This is a genomic window from Geosporobacter ferrireducens (assembly GCF_001750685.1).
Classification (GTDB): Bacteria; Bacillota; Clostridia; order Peptostreptococcales; family Thermotaleaceae; genus Geosporobacter; species Geosporobacter ferrireducens.
Window position 1 is genome coordinate 2,937,444 of sequence record NZ_CP017269.1, and the last position, 17,247, is coordinate 2,954,690.

21 protein-coding genes are annotated in these 17,247 nt (G+C 36.9%); 19 read left to right on the forward strand and 2 right to left on the reverse strand.

The features are described 5' to 3' along the window. Positions 1–18 precede the first annotated feature (18 nt). The 10 genes from Gferi_RS13780 (at position 19) to Gferi_RS27635 (ending at position 8,201) form a co-directional block, all read left to right on the forward strand. Positions 19–1,461 carry a YycH family regulatory protein gene (locus tag Gferi_RS13780; RefSeq protein WP_069977404.1) on the forward strand — a complete coding sequence of 481 codons (1,443 nt, stop codon included), beginning with the start codon at positions 19–21 and terminating at the stop codon, positions 1,459–1,461. 17 nt (positions 1,462–1,478) lie between these two features. Next, entirely contained in the window at positions 1,479–2,315 is an 837-nt protein-coding gene (yycI, locus tag Gferi_RS13785) for a two-component system regulatory protein YycI (RefSeq protein WP_069977406.1), read from the forward strand. 228 nt (positions 2,316–2,543) lie between these two features. Next, entirely contained in the window at positions 2,544–3,797 is a 1,254-nt protein-coding gene (locus tag Gferi_RS13790) for a UDP-N-acetylglucosamine 1-carboxyvinyltransferase (RefSeq protein ID WP_069977407.1), read from the forward strand. Positions 3,798–3,908: 111 nt separating this feature from the next. Then, positions 3,909–4,715, forward strand: a complete 807-nt coding sequence (locus Gferi_RS13795) for an MBL fold metallo-hydrolase (protein ID WP_069977409.1) — start codon at positions 3,909–3,911, stop codon at positions 4,713–4,715. 22 nt (positions 4,716–4,737) lie between these two features. After that, complete coding sequence (htrA, locus tag Gferi_RS13800; RefSeq protein WP_236932597.1) at positions 4,738–6,000, forward strand: serine protease HtrA; 1,263 nt, start codon at positions 4,738–4,740, stop codon at positions 5,998–6,000. 62 nt (positions 6,001–6,062) lie between these two features. Next, positions 6,063–6,230: a CxxH/CxxC protein gene (locus tag Gferi_RS13805; RefSeq protein ID WP_069977411.1), complete on the forward strand. Its 168-nt coding sequence runs from the start codon at positions 6,063–6,065 to the stop codon at positions 6,228–6,230. A gap of 46 nt (positions 6,231–6,276) precedes the next feature. After that, the gene (rlmH, locus tag Gferi_RS13810) at positions 6,277–6,756 is read left to right on the forward strand and encodes a 23S rRNA (pseudouridine(1915)-N(3))-methyltransferase RlmH (protein WP_069977413.1); all 480 of its coding nucleotides are present in this window, start codon (positions 6,277–6,279) and stop codon (positions 6,754–6,756) included. A gap of 182 nt (positions 6,757–6,938) precedes the next feature. Beyond that, the gene (locus Gferi_RS13815) at positions 6,939–7,577 is read left to right on the forward strand and encodes a chloramphenicol acetyltransferase (RefSeq protein ID WP_069977415.1); all 639 of its coding nucleotides are present in this window, start codon (positions 6,939–6,941) and stop codon (positions 7,575–7,577) included. A 147-nt stretch (positions 7,578–7,724) separates the two neighbouring features. Further along, entirely contained in the window at positions 7,725–8,009 is a 285-nt protein-coding gene (locus Gferi_RS13820; RefSeq protein ID WP_069977417.1) for a hypothetical protein, read from the forward strand. Positions 8,010–8,087: 78 nt separating this feature from the next. Next, the gene (locus Gferi_RS27635; RefSeq protein WP_334292676.1) at positions 8,088–8,201 is read left to right on the forward strand and encodes a hypothetical protein; all 114 of its coding nucleotides are present in this window, start codon (positions 8,088–8,090) and stop codon (positions 8,199–8,201) included. A gap of 187 nt (positions 8,202–8,388) precedes the next feature. Here the strand turns inward: Gferi_RS27635 and Gferi_RS13825 are convergent, their stop codons facing one another. After that, positions 8,389–9,408, reverse strand: a complete 1,020-nt coding sequence (locus Gferi_RS13825; RefSeq protein ID WP_069977419.1) for a hypothetical protein — start codon at positions 9,406–9,408, stop codon at positions 8,389–8,391. Positions 9,409–9,416: 8 nt separating this feature from the next. Then, positions 9,417–9,614, reverse strand: coding sequence for an SEFIR domain-containing protein (locus Gferi_RS13830; RefSeq protein ID WP_069977421.1), 198 nt, complete (start codon positions 9,612–9,614; stop codon positions 9,417–9,419). A gap of 424 nt (positions 9,615–10,038) precedes the next feature. On the opposite strand from Gferi_RS13830, the gene Gferi_RS13835 reads away from it, so the two are divergent. The 9 genes from Gferi_RS13835 (at position 10,039) to Gferi_RS13875 (ending at position 17,241) form a co-directional block, all read left to right on the forward strand. Beyond that, on the forward strand, positions 10,039–10,542 hold the full coding sequence (locus tag Gferi_RS13835; protein ID WP_069977423.1) for a hypothetical protein: 504 nt from the start codon (positions 10,039–10,041) through the stop codon (positions 10,540–10,542). 231 nt (positions 10,543–10,773) lie between these two features. Then, positions 10,774–11,076, forward strand: a complete 303-nt coding sequence (locus Gferi_RS13840; RefSeq protein WP_069977425.1) for a nucleotidyltransferase family protein — start codon at positions 10,774–10,776, stop codon at positions 11,074–11,076. Further along, positions 11,060–11,404: a HepT-like ribonuclease domain-containing protein gene (locus Gferi_RS13845; protein WP_069977427.1), complete on the forward strand. Its 345-nt coding sequence runs from the start codon at positions 11,060–11,062 to the stop codon at positions 11,402–11,404. The genes Gferi_RS13840 and Gferi_RS13845 overlap by 17 nt, the downstream gene beginning before the upstream one ends. Positions 11,405–11,887: 483 nt before the next feature. Beyond that, positions 11,888–12,442 carry a DUF1697 domain-containing protein gene (locus Gferi_RS13850; RefSeq protein WP_069977429.1) on the forward strand — a complete coding sequence of 185 codons (555 nt, stop codon included), beginning with the start codon at positions 11,888–11,890 and terminating at the stop codon, positions 12,440–12,442. Between the two features lie 288 nt (positions 12,443–12,730). Continuing rightward, a complete protein-coding gene (locus Gferi_RS28155; RefSeq protein ID WP_156782397.1) occupies positions 12,731–13,024 on the forward strand; it encodes a hypothetical protein in 294 nt (97 codons plus the stop codon). A 160-nt stretch (positions 13,025–13,184) separates the two neighbouring features. Continuing rightward, positions 13,185–14,051: a damage-control phosphatase ARMT1 family protein gene (locus Gferi_RS13860; RefSeq protein ID WP_069977433.1), complete on the forward strand. Its 867-nt coding sequence runs from the start codon at positions 13,185–13,187 to the stop codon at positions 14,049–14,051. 87 nt (positions 14,052–14,138) lie between these two features. Then, positions 14,139–14,951: a transposase gene (locus Gferi_RS13865; RefSeq protein WP_069977435.1), complete on the forward strand. Its 813-nt coding sequence runs from the start codon at positions 14,139–14,141 to the stop codon at positions 14,949–14,951. 275 nt (positions 14,952–15,226) lie between these two features. Next, positions 15,227–16,093 (forward strand): tyrosine-type recombinase/integrase, encoded by an 867-nt coding sequence (locus tag Gferi_RS13870; protein WP_069977437.1) that lies wholly within the window; start codon positions 15,227–15,229, stop codon positions 16,091–16,093. Beyond that, positions 16,090–17,241 (forward strand): IS91 family transposase, encoded by a 1,152-nt coding sequence (locus tag Gferi_RS13875; protein WP_069977439.1) that lies wholly within the window; start codon positions 16,090–16,092, stop codon positions 17,239–17,241. Before Gferi_RS13870 ends, Gferi_RS13875 begins: the two co-directional genes overlap by 4 nt. The last annotated feature ends 6 nt before the right edge of the window (positions 17,242–17,247 follow it).

Genomic DNA, 17,247 nt, shown 5'->3' on the forward strand with positions numbered 1-17,247 from the left:
TGAAGCGAGAGGATGCATATGCGTAAGGAAGGCTTTAAAACCCTTTTGTTGACAATGCTTTTTGTTCTTAGTGTTGGTTTGACTCAGCAGCTTTGGGTAGGAATTCCCATGGCGGAAATCTTGCCGGCTACAAAGGATGTTGAAAACAATGAAATAAAGAACTACGATATAACGACACTTATGATGAATGTAATAAGCCCCCAAAGTTTTGCCATTAACTTTGGGGGTGGTTATCATACGGTGTTTTTTTCAGATGCATATAATATCTGGTCAGAGGCTGTGCCTATATTAAAGGCATATTTTGAACAAGAGGTTGCAATAGAAGAAATTAATATGGAGCGCTGGACCAGCGTCAATGACTTCCGGTCGATACGGGTGGATTTTGATTATGATATGCCGATTTCTGTCTTGAAAAATGTGGTACAAGGAAAGGACTTGGGCCTGCAAGGAAAAATCAGCAGCTTTAGAAGTTTACTCATTCCTGTAACTGAAGAAGCTACCCTTTACATAAGCAGTCCGGCAGAGAGCAAATTCTATCGTGTCAGAGCAAGAGAAGTAAATGGCAGCATGGCAGAGATTATTAATACTATAGAGCAGAACGGTTTTGATCATTATTTTGCGGTAAAGGATATTATGGGCGTTGAAAATAATACGCTAATGCCGATCGCACTTAGCGAAGATATCTCTAAGATAAAAGTAGTACAAGAAGTGGATACCACCAATACGCGGCAGGTAGAGCCTCTCGCGGGTACCTTCTTCGGAGAAAATTTTGACTTTGTTCGCAAGATTACAGAAACCAGCGGTACTGTGATTTATATGTATGGCTATGGACAGAAGGCATTAAAAATTGATGCCTCTGGTACGGTAGAGTATAACGAAGAAGCAGATGGTCGACCTGTACTCACTGCGGAGGTAACAGAGGCGCTGAGAGCTGCAGTGAAATTTGTCACAGAGCACGGAGATTGGCCGAAGGAGGCATATTTAAAGGGAATCGTGGAACGGGACAAAAAGAGAGGATACCTATTCCTTTTCGGGTATCGCATTAATGGATTGCCAATATATTATTATGATAAAGTGATCCGGGCACCGATCGAGGTAGAAGTGACTGGGCGACAGGTAACCGCTTATAAGAGATATGTAAAAAGGGAGAAGATTGATGTTACGTTTATAGAAAAGTTGGATAATCGAACCATTCTTACTCCTCAGCAGGTATTAGATATAAATTTTGATTATATTAAAAGCATATTTTTAGGAGAAGTAATGGAGACAGACGAGGAGATCGAGGAAAATGAGGTATTAAAAGAAATCCTTTCCTCTATAGACGGTGTAGAGCTGGGGTACTATGAGCAACCGATGGGAGAGCGGGATAGTCTGATTCCTATTTGGATTATCAAATTAAAAACGTATCAATATTACTTTGACGCTTATAAAGGAACAATACTCAATAGATCTGAATTATAACGGATGGTGGAAACCCTATGGATTGGTCAAAAGCAAAAAATATATTGATTATTGCCTTTATTATTACGAATCTTTTTTTGATCTTTAATATTCAGAGCAATTTATACGAAAACAATTCGTTGTCCGTATTAAAGGATCGGAATATTGAGGATGTTGTCGCTATTTTAGCTGACAGAAATATTAAGGTAGAAGCGGAAATTCCAAGAATTCTCCTTCAAATGCCTGTGCTGGATGTAGAGTACGAAACCTATAACGAGGAAAAGGTGGTACAGCGCTTTGGTCGTGGAGGCCCAATTTCTCAAAACAATAGTCAAGAACAGATCGAAGTTACGAAAAATAAAATTATTATCTACAAAAACAACAGTAGGGATATTCGAATAAAAAACATTAATGAAAGTAAGGCACGAGAAGAGGCAGAAAGATTTATAAAAGATCATGGCTATATGCGGCAGGATGTAGAATACTGGAATACCTTCGAAGAAGAAGGACAGTACGAGGTAATTTATAAACAGAAATATAAAGGGTACTTCCTGGAAATGAGCTATATGCGGCTGATTGTCACCCAGGCAGGGGTAACGGAGTTTGAGAGAATGTGGTTAAAGCCTCTCCAGCTAGGAGAGCATAAGAATGAAATTATGCCTGCTACAAAAGCCCTGCTAAAAGTAATGAATGTGCTGGAGGATTGGGAGCAGGAAACGATTATTACTGAAATCAGCTTAGGTTATTTGTTTGATCCCTCTAAGATAAGCTTAACCAACTGGGAAAACATCAAGTCCGGTAGGGCATTGCCTGCGTGGAGAATGACCCTAAAGGATGGTGAAACGATTTTTATAGATGCTTACGAGAATTATTAGAAAGAGAAGAAAGGGCAAAGGCATTTATTTATGTCTTTTGCTTTTTTTTTGTAAAAATGAAAAGATTTCCAATCAATAGATACTTACCAAATTGCGTCAATGATGATATAATGGTGAAAGACTGAAAAATTATATAATTGGAAAAAGCTGTAGATTAATAAAATGCGGTAAATTAGTTTATTTATATGAAGATAAATATTCATCTGTTGGAAGGGTTGGAAAGAATAAATGAGAAAATTATTGATTGAAGGTGGCCATAAACTGACAGGTAAAATAAGCATTAGTGGATTTAAAAATGCGGCAGTGGCAATTATACCTGCCTCTATATTGGCAGGAGACAAATGTGTAATAGAAAACCTGCCGAATATTCGAGATGTACATGTATTGGGAGAGATTCTTGAAGAACTAGGTGCAACTGTAGCCTTTGATGGAGAAAAGAAAGTCATGGAAGTAGATACTGAATTGGTTTTAAGCTGTCATGCAACCTATGAAATGGCAAAAAAGCTGAGGGCTTCCTATTATTTACTAGGAGCGGCATTGGGAAGATTTAAAAAAGCACAGGTTGCATTCCCAGGAGGCTGTGACATTGGGACAAGACCTATAGATCAGCATATTAAAGGGTTTGAGGCGCTAGGCGCAAAGGTAGTCATTGAACACGGAATCATCCATGCAGAAGCAGAGGAATTGGTAGGTGCCGAAATTTATCTGGATGTCGTTAGTGTAGGCGCAACCATCAATATCATGTTAGCCGCATGTATGGCCAAAGGAACTACGATCATTGACAATGCAGCAAAGGAGCCCCATGTAGTGGATGTAGCAAACTTTCTGAATTCCATGGGAGCAGATATTCGAGGTGCAGGCACCGATGTAATCAAAATTCATGGTGTTGAGAAAATGCACGGATGTACTTATAGTGTTATTCCTGATCAGATTGAGGCAGGAACATTTATGATTATGGCTGCAGCTACAGGTGGAGACGTTATTATTGATAATATAATTCCTAAGCATTTAGATCCCATTACGGCAAAGCTGAGAGAGATGGGTATGGAAATAGAAGAAAATGGAGAATCTTTGCGGGTTGTCAGTAACAGCAAATTAAAGGCCTGCAACATCAAAACTTTAGTTTACCCTGGGTTTCCCACAGATTTGCAACAGCCCATGTCGGCCCTGCTGACCGTTGCCAATGGTACGAGTATTGTGGCGGAAACCATTTATGAAGGCCGGTTTAAACACGTAGATGAACTCAAGCGAATGGGTGCTAAAATTAAGGTGGAAGGCCGTGTAGCTGTGATTGAAGGAACTAGCCGTCTGTCAGGAGCTACAGTATCTGCTACAGATTTACGGGCAGGGGCAGCTTTAGTAGTAGCGGGACTCATGGCTGAGGGAGTAACAGAAGTAGAAAATGTACAATATATCGATAGAGGATATGACAGCATCGAAAACAAGCTTCTCAGTCTGGGAGCAAAAATAAAGCGAGTATAAGATCAGGACAGGCATGAGGTTGTTAAGCCTGTCTTTTCTATTTTAGAACAATCAGTTATAATGATATAAAATGCTTAGATAGAATAGTGTACAAAAGATATGGAGGATACTATGGGACTAAGATTTTGCTCCTTGGCCAGTGGCAGCAGCGGTAACTGTCAGTTTATCGCCAGTGAAGAAGCGCGAATTTTATTAGATGTAGGATTAGCCGGAAAACGCATTGTTGAATGTATGGAATCTATCGGAGAACAAGCCGAAAAAATAGAAGGAATACTCGTCAGTCATGAGCACAGTGATCACATACGAGGTATTGGAATTCTTTCAAGACGTTTTAATTTGCCAATATATGCTAACAATAATACATGGGAAGAGATGAGCGGTAAAATTGGATTGGTCAAGGAAGAAAACAAAAGAACCTTTACAACCGGGGAAACTTTTGTCATCGGAGATATTATGATTAAAAGTTATGCCATTGCTCATGATGCTGCTGAACCTGTGGCATTTTCTTTTCAGCATGAGGGGGCTAAGATCAGCATTGCAACAGATTTAGGCCATGTAGACGAAAGGATTATGGGAGAACTGCGGGATGCAGATTTGCTGATGTTAGAATCAAATCATGATATTGAAATGTTAAAGATGGGTAAATATCCATGGTTTTTAAAACAGCGAATTCTAGGAGACTACGGTCACTTATCCAATGAAACCGCCGGACATGTCATTGCTGACTTGCTGGAAGGACAGGGACGAATCTCCAATGTGTTATTGGGGCATCTTAGTAAGGAAAATAACTTTCCAGAGCTTGCCTATGAAACGGTTAAGTCTATTCTAGAGGCGAGAAATATAAAAATTGGTCTGGATATAAATATTGATTTAACCTATAGAGACCGGGTAAGTAGGGTATATAGTATTCATAAATAATTGTTAGAAAGAAGGGATCTTTGTGGACTTTCATAACCGAGATCACCAGCAAAGTGAATTTGAGAAAAGGATAGAAGAGCAAGGGCAGATAAGTCAAAGACAAGAGGAACAACAATCTTCCGCCTACTATGTCAACCGTCCGAATCCCACTTATTATTACAAGCAAAAACGTCCACCCTATTTTTTAATGATTCTGCTGGCGTTGATTTCTGCAATGATTGGTAGCGTGATTGGAGCTTATGTAGCGCCAAACTATCTTTATGGAAGATATATTCCCTATCCCCAGGCACCTGGTATCCAAGGCGCACCTCAGCGGGTTGAAATTGTTACCCGGGGGGAAGAACTGACGGTGATACCTGCAGTAGCCAAAAAGGCATTGCCTTCGGTGGTGGGTATTACCACTGTTACCCTGGAGCGGGATATCTTTTCTAGAACGAGAAGAGGCCAAGGGGTTGGAACGGGAGTAATCGTAGACAGCCGAGGCTATATCCTAACTAATTCCCATGTGGTCAATGATGGACGCTCCGAGGAGGTCATGGTACTTTTTTATGATGGAGAAAATCTGAAAGCCGATGTATTATGGAACGATCCTATGTTGGATTTAGCGGTGTTAAAGGTAGCAGCGCAAAATTTGCCGGTAGCAGATTTAGGAGATTCAGATAAACTGACAGTAGGAGAGATTGCCGTTGCGATTGGAAATCCTTTGGGATTAACCTTTGAAAGAACCGTTACAGCGGGAATCATTAGCGGTCTGGAGCGGAGCATTCCCCTAACCCAGTTTGAAAGCATCGAAGGATTGATTCAAACAGATGCCTCTATTAATCCAGGTAACAGTGGAGGGCCGTTGCTCAATGCAGAAGGGGCTGTTATCGGCATTAATACGGCAAAAATTCAAACCGGTGAAGGGTTAGGATTTGCCATTCCAATAAACACTGCAAGGCCGATTGTAGATGAGTTTATCGAACGGGGTGAATTTACAAAGGTTTACTTAGGAATCCGGGGGATTAATGTACAGCAGTATATCCAAAGTTATGGAGACCAGCTAGGCACAAAGCAGGGCGTATACGTACATCAAGTGACGCCGGAAACTCCAGTAGCTAGAGCCGGTATGCAGGATGGTGATGTAATCGTTAAAATAGCGGGTCAAAAGATAGATACGATGGGGCAACTGGTGCGGCAGATGTATAAATACAGACCTGGCGACAGCGTAAAAATAGAGATTATTCGAGACGGTGAGCCGGTGACACTAGACGTTCTATTAGAAGCGGCACCAAGAAGCGAATAGAAATGTATAAGCTTAAGAAATGAACGGAAGAATAAACAAAAAAGTGACTTGGAGTGAACAAGATGTATGTAGTGTGTACGGAGCACTTACCCGAAGCCATTGACGAGTTTATAGAAGTATATGAACAGCCGCCGGATCTCTATGAGTTGGATAAGGTCACTTTTACTGAGTGGACCAGTCCCCATACCTGTGATTTTTGTGGGCATTCCCCTAAATACTTAGTGGTATAATGTTGACGAGGAAATCCTCGTCAATTTTTTATGGAGGAATAAACGTATGAATATTATCATTATTAGCGTAGGAAAGATTAAGGAAAAGTTTATGGTTAGTGCGGTAGAGGAATATACGAAGCGCCTCAGCCGATACTGCAAGCTGTCGATCGTAGAGGTCCCGGATGAAAAGGCTCCGGAGAATTTAAGCGAAAAGGAAATGGAGCAAATCAAAGGAGCAGAGGGCGAAAGTATCTTAAAGCATGTGAAGGAAGGGATGTATGTTATTGTATTAGACATCCAGGGAAAGATGTTATCCTCAGAGAAGTTTGCAGAGATGATAGAAGACCTGGGCCTGCAGGGGAATAGCAGCATTACATTTGTTATAGGCGGGTCACTGGGACTATCCGGGAAAGTATTGAGCAGGGCTGATTACAGACTTTCATTTTCACACATGACCTTTCCTCATCAATTGATGCGGGTCATCCTATTGGAACAGATTTATCGGGGCTTTAGGATTATGAAGAATGAACCTTACCACAAGTAATTGCGGTTTTTATAAATGAATTGATTCCAATATGTAGGTTGATTTTAATGTTTTAAATTGTGTCTTAGGTTTGATATAATAAAATAAAAAAATAAACCAACTAGCTAGCTATTCTTAAGTACTATAGATAAAAGTGAGTAACTTAAATATGGTTACAAAATTAAGTAGATAGGAGTCTAGAAATGAAAAAGTATATAGATATAGAATCATGGCCACGAAAGGCACAATACAAGCTTTTTAAACAGATGGATTATCCTCATTTTAATATATGTGCAAATTTAGATATAACAAAAACGTATTCTTATATAAAGAATAATGAAATACCATTTTTCAAAGCAATGGTATTCTTAACTTCGAAAGTAGTAAATAATATACCAGAGTTTAGATATAGGATACAAGGAGAAAAAATTGCTGAGTATAATATTACCCATCCATCTTTTACAATTATGACGAAACCAGAGGTGTTTAGCTTTTGTACTGTAGATTATACAGGAGATTTTCATTGCTTTAATAATAAGGTGGAAGAAAAAAAGGTTTTATTAAATGGTAATGTTGATGTTGAAGATGAACCGAATAGAGATGATTTAATATTTATAACTAGTATTCCTTGGATTTCATTTACAAGTGTTACACACCCAATACATTTATCACCAACCGATTCAATACCAAGAATTTCATGGGGAAAGTTCTTTAAAGATAATGGAGAATTAAAGTTACCTTTTTCAGTCCAAGTAAATCATGCATTAATGGATGGTTTCCATGTGGGAAAATATTTTGAGGAGTTACAAGAGGCTTTAAATAAACCAGGTGAAAGTTTATAGTTTTTCTAATAGATATTAATGGAAGAATATTTTGATCTGATTAATTTCTAGGAAAGGGATATACTGGAGAGATTTCGTCAAACTTATCTCCTTAAAATAGATGTAATACTTAAATATCCTCATGTTTTTGAATTTATAAAAGTTGCTATGCTAACAGAATCTACTGAAGTTAAAAAAGAGCTGGAGGGCAGAATAATAAAAGGAAATGCAGAAGGCTATGAAGTTATGTTTGATAATATAGATGAATCTAAATTTAGAGAAGGGTTAGACGTCGAAAAATGCAAAAAACTTATTTATTGGTGCATTTTAGGATATACAACCCATCGAATAGAAGAGACGAAAAATGTAGAAATTATGAACTTTGATTTTGAAAAAATACGTGTAGAATTTGATAGTTATTTAGACGAGCTTAGAAAGAGCTTTTATAAATAATATAATATTACTACCTTTTATAAAAATAAAGGCTTCTGAATAAAAGCGAATAATCTAAAGCCCTATCATTATTTTGAGTTGCTCCTAACTGAAATCCCGAAACACATGGAAGATACGAATCTTGATTTCCTAGATGATCTTCTGCCGTGGTCCGAAAAGCTTCCCGTTGAATGCAGAAAACAGAATCAATAGTTCAATCAGCCGCCAGCAATGGCGGCCTTATTTATATTAGTACGGATGGTTTACCGTTTACACCGTTTACGTCAATACAGCCCTTTTAAATATGGTATTTCAATATTTTATTTGGTGGTAACATCATGGTAACACAACATGAGAAATAATATATTTCTATATTTTTAAGATTAATTCGCTAATAGGTTTAGCCTGTATATAGTATATCGTTTATAGTACTATGGAATTCTTTTATCCACTCTTTAAGCTCGGCGGAAGACATGGTATCACTATATTTATTATTAACTTCATTTATAAAACCTACTGCTGGATGATCCTTATCATAATGGCTGAAAATCCACAAATGGGCTCGCCTTCTTAATACTTGAATAGTGCTACGAATTTCTGGCCTAACTATAACATTGGTGGAGATATCGAATATTAGAGAGTATATATCTGCAGCAATATCCCTCAAGTCTCCAGTATCTGATAAGTTACGATATTCTTCAGGTAATGAAGGTAAGAAGGCAGGCGTTGAAGGGGGGTAGTAATATACGTGTCTCCCAGAATTCTTTAACTTCTCAACCTCAGCCTCCATATCTATCTTAGATGGTACTTCTCGTAATTCTTGGAGAAATCGTAATGCAGGACGTGCAAATAGCCAATCTCCTGAAGGAATACTAAGTTTTCGTAGTTGAATTTCAATATTTTTATCCCAGGTATCTCTATAGCTTTCATGATAATGGGTGCCATGATGCCACTCACCAGTATAGTCATAGTAGTTAGATACTACACTCCAATGATCATACTTTTCATATGTAATGTCATCAAAAATTAGAAAACCCCTCGGAAGTAGCCATATAACTCGCTCTGAATCATCCGTATTTATAACTTCTAAATCTGGTGCTATTTCAGTATTGTCACCTATTTCTATCTTTTCAGGGTGTAAATTAGGCTTTTTTCCAATAATAGCTTTTTCATAAAGAGGAACCTTATATATTCTATGTAGTAGTTCTTTAAACTTCTCGTTAAATTTTGTACCGTCAGAAAAGTCAATTACGTAGAAAGATTTTAAGTGGAAAGGGATAGCTTTAGATCTATCACCGTTATGTCTGGTGATAAATACTAACTTATCCTTATTTTCTAGAAGTACGGGAGTTGTTAGCATTGTCTCAAAGCCAACACCACCTTGTCTAGAGTCAGCCTTTTTAGCATAATTTTCTGTCAAAACAATAATTACGTAGTCATTTTCCTTAATAGATGAAACATCATTGAATATAAGTCTGTAGTTTGTGTATAGATTTCGAATTTATCACAATTTGCATCAATTCCGCCCTCTATCCGTAATCTATTTGTCAAATTTATTACCCATTTTTCGTGATCAGGGCTGTCCCAACTATAACTTAAAAAAGCAGTAGTGATCTTATCAGTCATTAGATGACCTCTTTAGCACCTTAATATCAATAAAGTCCTCATAAAGAGTACAGTATCATTTTAGAATAATTAAGAGATATTTACAAATAAAATTTTGATATCAGATGCATTGAACATATTTACAGTTAGTATAAAAGTTTAGTGAATATGCATGGCGTGATCAATTTTCTCTTGTAAGAAATGTTCAGAGTCAAGGAGACGGTTCTTTCGACTCTGTTTCTTCTGTCTAGCATATTATTCCTATAATAATGAGGAGGTGGAATATATGCCTAGAAAACCTCGGGAATATAGCAGTACGGGGATTTATCATGTGATGGTAAGGGAAAATGAGAGAAAAGTCATCTTTAATGAAGACGAAGATAGCACGAATCATGAAACGGATTAATACAAGTTATGCCAGCTATTATAATAAAAATATGATAGGGTGGGACATGTCTTTCAGGATCGGTATAAAAGTGAGGCCATTGAGCAAGTAATCTACTTACTAGAAGCAATAAGATATGTCCATAATAATCCAGTAAAGGCTAGACTGGTTGCTGAACCAAAGAAATATCCTTGGAGTAGCTTTCCTTTGTATTTGGACTGCAGCAGCTATAAATCAGGTCTAATTGCTTGCAGCGAAATATTAGAGATGTATTGGCAAAATAGAAAGAGCGCAGTCCAGCGAATGATTGAATATACATGTCAAAAGGATAATAATGACTTTCTAGATATAGAATTGAAAGAAGCGAGAGAGGACGGGTTAGAAGTAGTGATAAAAAGCTTTCTTCAGGAAAAGAATATAGACATTCAGGGATTAAGAAAAGATAAAGAATTTAGAGATGAATTGATCCTAATACTTAAAGAAAGCGCAGGTTATCCAATAAGGAAAATAGCAGAGGCATTAGGCTTGGATAGAAATGTTGTGCAAAGAACAAGCAAAGAGTAAAAGCGAGCCAAAAAAAACCGTCCCCACGACTCAATAAATCAGCGAATTGCCTTAGCTGTATGATACACCAAATTTTGAGTATGTCAAGGGAGAGCTTTAGGCCGCTCTGTTGATTCAGAAAAAGAATTAAAGTTTTATATTGAGATAAATATACTTGTGATATAATAATAGAAGAAAGAGTATGCAAATATATCTATAAAAAATTAGTCCAATATAAATAAGGAGTAAATTATGTATACTTCAAATGAAATAATGGAAATGTTGAATAGCAATATGAACAACATAGAAAAATTTCATATTTCAAAGATAGGTCTTTTTGGCTCCTTTGCCAGGGATGAGCAAAACGATAAAAGTGATATTGATATTTTAGTTGAATTTAAAGAGGGCTATGAGACTTTTGATAATTATATGGACTTGAAGTTTTATTTGGAAGCGTTATTTCATAGAAAAGTGGATGTGGTTATTTTAAATTCAATAAAGCCATTAGTGAAACCTAGCATTTTGAGGAGTGTTAAATATGCAAAGGGAGCTTAAAATATATATTGAAGATATAATCACAGCCATTGGAAAGATTAGAAAATATACCACGGGCATGTCAAAGGAAGATTTAATAAGAAATGAACTCGTACAGGATGCTGTAATAAGGAATCTGGAAGTCATCGGTGAAGCAGTTAAAAAGATTCCAGATGATATACGAATCAATTATAAGGATATACCGTGGAAGAAGATTGCTGGACTTCGTGACATTTTGATTCATGAATACTTTGGGGTTAATATGAATATCGTTTGGGATGTCATCGAAAATAAGCTACAGCCGCTACAAGCTGCCGTTATAGAGCTACAGATGAATATAATTGATTAATAGGGATAGGCTCATGCCTATCCCTTTCACTATGACCTTTTACTATATAAAGCAATACAGTGAACCGTACCACAAATGACTGCGTTATTTGCCGGGTTTAATTGATTTTAATATTTGGGCTAGGTCTAATATTGAAAACCCATAATCATAACGAGGTTGTTGTAATATAGAAAGATCGGCTACTAAGCCGCAAAAAAGATTCTCGGATAAATGAAGAAGTGTAACACCTGAAAATCAAGAAATAAATATGGATAGACTAGAGTGGCATTTCATCCAAAAATATGAGTGATAAAGAACTATATGAAAGGTATATATGGTTTAGAATAAGCTTTTATTCTCTCCATTCATTTATAAAAAGGATGAGGGTTTCTAAAACGAGCATAGTTTATAATTTTATTATTAATTTAGGCTACAAATTAACATTTGATAGGAGTACATGATGATTAGCTATAGATATTCTGATGATGTGGAGGAGGGACAATCATGATCTACGTAGCTCTGTTACGAGGGATAAATGTTGGTGGAAAAAACAAAATTGACATGAAGCTTCTGAAAGAAACCTTTGGACGCCTAGGGATGGGGTCAGTAACTACATACATTAATTCTGGAAATGTTATTTTTATTGACGAGAGGTATACAAAGCCTGAGATATCATTCCTTTTAGAGAAAGGGATATATGAGGACTTTAACATAGAAATAAAGGTCTTGGTCCGCAGCATGAATGATTTTGAATCTATGATGGGGATCTTGCCTGCATCTTGGAAAAATGACGGGGCTATGAAAGGAGATGTACTATTTCTATGGGATGAACTTGATCAAGAGACAGTGGACTCCATGCTAGTAATTAGGCATAATATAGACACCGTCTTATTTGCCCCAGGAGTGATATTTTGGTCTGTTGATAAAGAAAATGTAACCAAAAGCGGATTGACGAAGATCGTAGGTACTGCCCTATATAAGAAAATGACTGTTAGAAATGTCAATACCACCAGAAGGATCTATGAAATTATGCAAGAATTAAGTAGGTCTTCTCAATAAATCAAGGATAAAACTATGGGTAGGGGTAGTTTCTTGGTAAGAAAGCAGTGGCAAAGAAAATGCATATTGCTTAATGGGTAATCATCTGCATATACTGCTTATGGAAGGTACGGGACCATTAGAAACAGTGATGCGCAGATATGTGACAGCTTTGTATTATGTTACAACAAAAAGTACGGGAGAATCGGGCACTTATTTCAGGACCGGTTTAAAAGTGAGCCGGTAGAGGATGACCGATATTTTCTAACAGTCCTCAGGTATATACTACAAAACCTGTTAAAGGCCGGTTTGGCAAATGAACATCATCAATACAAATGGACGAATTACATTGATTATATCCACGGAAGTAATAGGACTGACACGGATTTTGCGTTAGGTATTTTCAATAATTTAGATAGAGAAAAAGCAATAAGCGTTTTTATTGCGCATATGGCAAAACGAAACAAGGATGAATGTCTGGCTATGCAGGAAAAGCAGCAAATAACGGAGGATGCTGCGATAAAATCATTATGGATCATTGTAAAGTTAGTTATGGAGCAGAACTTCAAAATCTTGGTACATACAAAAGAAATGCATATATAAGAGAGCTAAGAGATAGATATGGATTATCAATTAGACAAATAGAAATACAAGAAGGAATTTACACTTAATACCAAGAAATAAGATGGGAACTAATCATCTTTTTTTCTTATATATAATGCCTAGGATAACAAGATCGTAGTACTCTAAGGAGGAAGATTATATGAAGATATCGCGCGAATGCATTCACTGCCTTGCTAGACAGGCTGTAGAAATAGCTGAAGAAGCCACAAGTGATGTAACAATGCAAGAAGCAATAATAAAAAGATCTTTGAGAGAATTAGGAGAAATGGACTTCAACGAAACAGCACCTGAAATAGCCTTTAGGATGCATCAGCATGCCAAGGATATCGCCGGAATTAATGATCCCTATCTAAGATTGAAGGAACAATACAATGAAATTGCTAAAGCGATATACGATAGAATTACTGAGGAAAAATGGTTAGATAAGGCTGAAAATACCTTTGATATGGCTTGTAGGCTGGCTATTGCAGGAAATATTATGGATTTTTCAGTTGGATTAAGGTTAGAGCCGTCAGATATTGTTAAGTCAGTAGAGGACAGTATCAAGCATGATATTTTTGGAACTGGAACAGCTGCCCTAAGAGAAGCAGTAGAAAAGTCAGAGAGAATTATGTATATTGCTGATAATGCTGGTGAAATCATATTCGATAAATTCCTATTAAAAAATCTTCCCGTAGATAAGGTTACTTATGTAGTTAAGGGTGAGCCCATAGTTAATGACGCAACTATGGAGGACGCAATAAGCACAGGTGTTGTAGATTTAGTGAAGGTTATTGACAATGGACATTCTGCACAAGGAATGGTACTAAAGGACTGCTCAAGTACATTTAAGGATGAATTTAGTAAAGCAGATCTTATAATAAGTAAAGGACAAGCAAACTTTGAAACATTGAGTGACATTAAAGATAAGACTATATTCTACCTATTGAGAGCAAAATGCAGTTCAGTTGCCGCTGCTATAGGATGTAAACACATGGACTATGTGCTTACTAATTATAGCAGTTAGGTATGGAAGCAAGTAGGGACGGTCCTTGCTTGCTAGATTGACATAGGTATAGGTATGGAATAAACTGGAGATATGGGGGTGGGAAGATTGCCTAGACAAGCAAGAGAAAAAGGAGAATTTTCGACCTATCATATCATACAGCGAGGGAACGATAGAAAAGAAATTTTTTTATCTGATTATGATAAAAACCGATTTATAGAAACCTTGATTAAGATGAAGAACAAATATAATTTTATAATCTATGCCTATTGTCTTATGGACAATCATGTGCATTTATTAATTAATGACAACGGCAATGATATATCCAAAATCATGAAAAGTATTAATGTAAGCTATGTGCTATATTTCAATCGAAAATACAAAAGGTATGGACACTTCTTTCAAAATCGGTTCATAAGCGAATTAATTACTGATGATACATATTTAGTAGAGGTAAGCAAATATATTCATAACAATCCTGTGAAGGTTAATATAGTGCAACAGCCGGAGGCCTATAGATGGAGCAGCTATGGAGACTATATGCGGAATGGAACATTGGGATTCATTGATACAGATAAAATATTAGATGGTTTTTCTAATACAAGAAGCAAAGCGATCAAGGAATATCAAAATTATGTCAATAAGATAGGGAATACAGTAGAGATAATAGACATTGAAGATCATCATGAAGGTGTAAATGAAAACACTGTATTCATAGATTCCATTACTGATGCAAGAGAAACTTTAACATATATGCTAGCAGATAGAAATCTTTTGATGGAGGAATGCCTTGTAAATAAAGATATACGTAATGAAATGATAAGATACCTACGAAAAAATTCAAATCTAACGCTAAAAGAAATAGGACAAATTGTTGGAGGCATAAGTGAATCAAGGATAAGCCGGATATCGAGTTCTTAGATTATAGATTAGCAAGCAAGAAGAACGAAATCGCTACCGCGATGGCTATTAAAAACATTAACTGCATAAAAAACATATAAAAAAAAGTGAAAAGTATGTGCTTTTGTGATATTGTTTAATCGCCAAAGAAAACAAGCCACAGAAAGGAGACATACTTTTCACTTTTATGATTATATCATGTAGAAACATACAAACACAATTCTTTTATAGCACTACCAGAGCACCGCCTGCCTTCTGATTGATTCATAAAAAATCAATTACAAGGAGGTAGTTTCATGAATCACTATGAACAACAAGTCGATCTATATTTTGAACTTAAGGGCACACCAGATTCTTCAAAAGAATCATATTTGAGAAGGATGAATACCTTTATTAAATTCATACAAGATCGTCAAATATCTATGGAAGATATCACCACAAGTGATATCCAACAATACATTCTTTTTCTGAAAAAAGAAAGATGTCTTTGTGCTGGAACGATCAATAACTATATTTCTGCTATCAAATTTTTCTATACTTATGTACTTGGTAGAGAATGGGATGCTTTGAAAATCCCCCGAATGAAAAGGCCTCATGAATTTCCTGTAATTCCTCCTAAAGAAGATGTGTTGGCTATCTTAGAGGCAACCACTAATCTTAAGCATAAAGCCATTTTAATGTTGATTTATGGAAGCGGTTTACGCGTCAGCGAAGTAGCTAAATTAAAAATTAGTGATATTTGCAGCAAAACCATGAGAATTAGAGTAGACCATGCAAAACACAACACCAATCGCTATACGATCTTATCAGAAACCTCACTTAAGCTCCTGCGGGAATATTTCAAGGCTCATTTTTCCGATAAGAGTTACATTCTGGATGATTGGCTGTTTCCAGGAAAAAACAAAAGTGAACATATTCATATTAAGACCATAAAGAATACCCTGATCAAGCTACGTAATCGCCTTAAACTTGACAAGAATATTTCTGCCCATACACTAAGACACTGCTTTGCCACCCATGCCTTAGAAGATGGAGTAGATCCTGTCTTTATACAGCAAATGCTAGGACATAAAAATCTTAGAACTACAACAAGTTATCTTCACATGACCTCAAAAAGCCTGATGGGTATTAAAAGTCCTCTGGACACAGGTCAAATAAAATGAGTACGGTACAGGAAATCTTCCTTAGATTTTATTCTCAGTACAAACAAAACTATACCCCATCTGCACAGCAAGCAAAGGCTGCAAGAGATATCATGAGCTGTAGAAGTGCAGCTTTAGGTGGACATGTTTATGAATGTGAAGAATATAGGAGGATTACTGTGCAGTACAATTCCTGTCGGAATCGACATTGCCCTTTATGCCAAGGGATTACGAAAGCGATTTGGATCGATCAAAGAAGAAAGGATATCCTGAGTGCCCCTTATTTTCATCTAGTTTTTACAATACCCCACAAGCTTCATCCACTAATTTATCAAAACCAGAAACTATTATATGCGTTGATGTACAGGGCCGTTGAAGAAACCCTCTCGGAGCTTTCTAAGGATACTCAATACCTAGGTGCTCAGATAGGCTTTTTCTCTTTACTACATACATGGGGGCAGGATATGCACTATCACCCCCATATTCATACAGTAGTACTAGCTGGTGGACTAACAAAGCACAATCAATGGACTCAGACCAGCAAAAAATTCTTTATTCCGGTGAAGGTATTGGCAAAGAAATTTCGAGGCAAATTCATCTATTTCCTAAAGCAATACTACAGACAAAGTCAACTTGAGTTTTATGGGGATGCAGTCAAATACCTACAGCCAAAGAATTTCTATCACTTACTTGAGCAATGCTATGCCAAGGACTGGTATACTTACACACAAAGAACCTTCTCAGGTCCTTTAGCGGTTGTAAAGTATTTAGGCAGGTACACCCATCGAATCGCTATATCTAACAACAGAATTGTTTCTATGGATGAGCATACAGTAACCATTACCGTAAAAGATTACAAAGATAAAAACAAGACAAAGACAATTGTCATGGAAGGCGTTGAATTTATTCGGCGGTTCTTGATGCACATACTTCCTAAGGGTTTTGTTAAGATCAGACACTACGGGCTGCTTGCCAACCGCAACAAAAAAACGAAGCTAGCCCTTTGCAGAAAATTAACCGTAAGTTCAGTTTACAAGCCCCAATTTGAAAGCCATTCAACCATTGAGATTCTTTGTCTATTAGTGGGTAGGGATGTACGGATGTATCCTACATGCCGGATAGGTAAATTCCAGCAAACCCGTACTTTATTACCGGGAGCATCACCATAACACCAA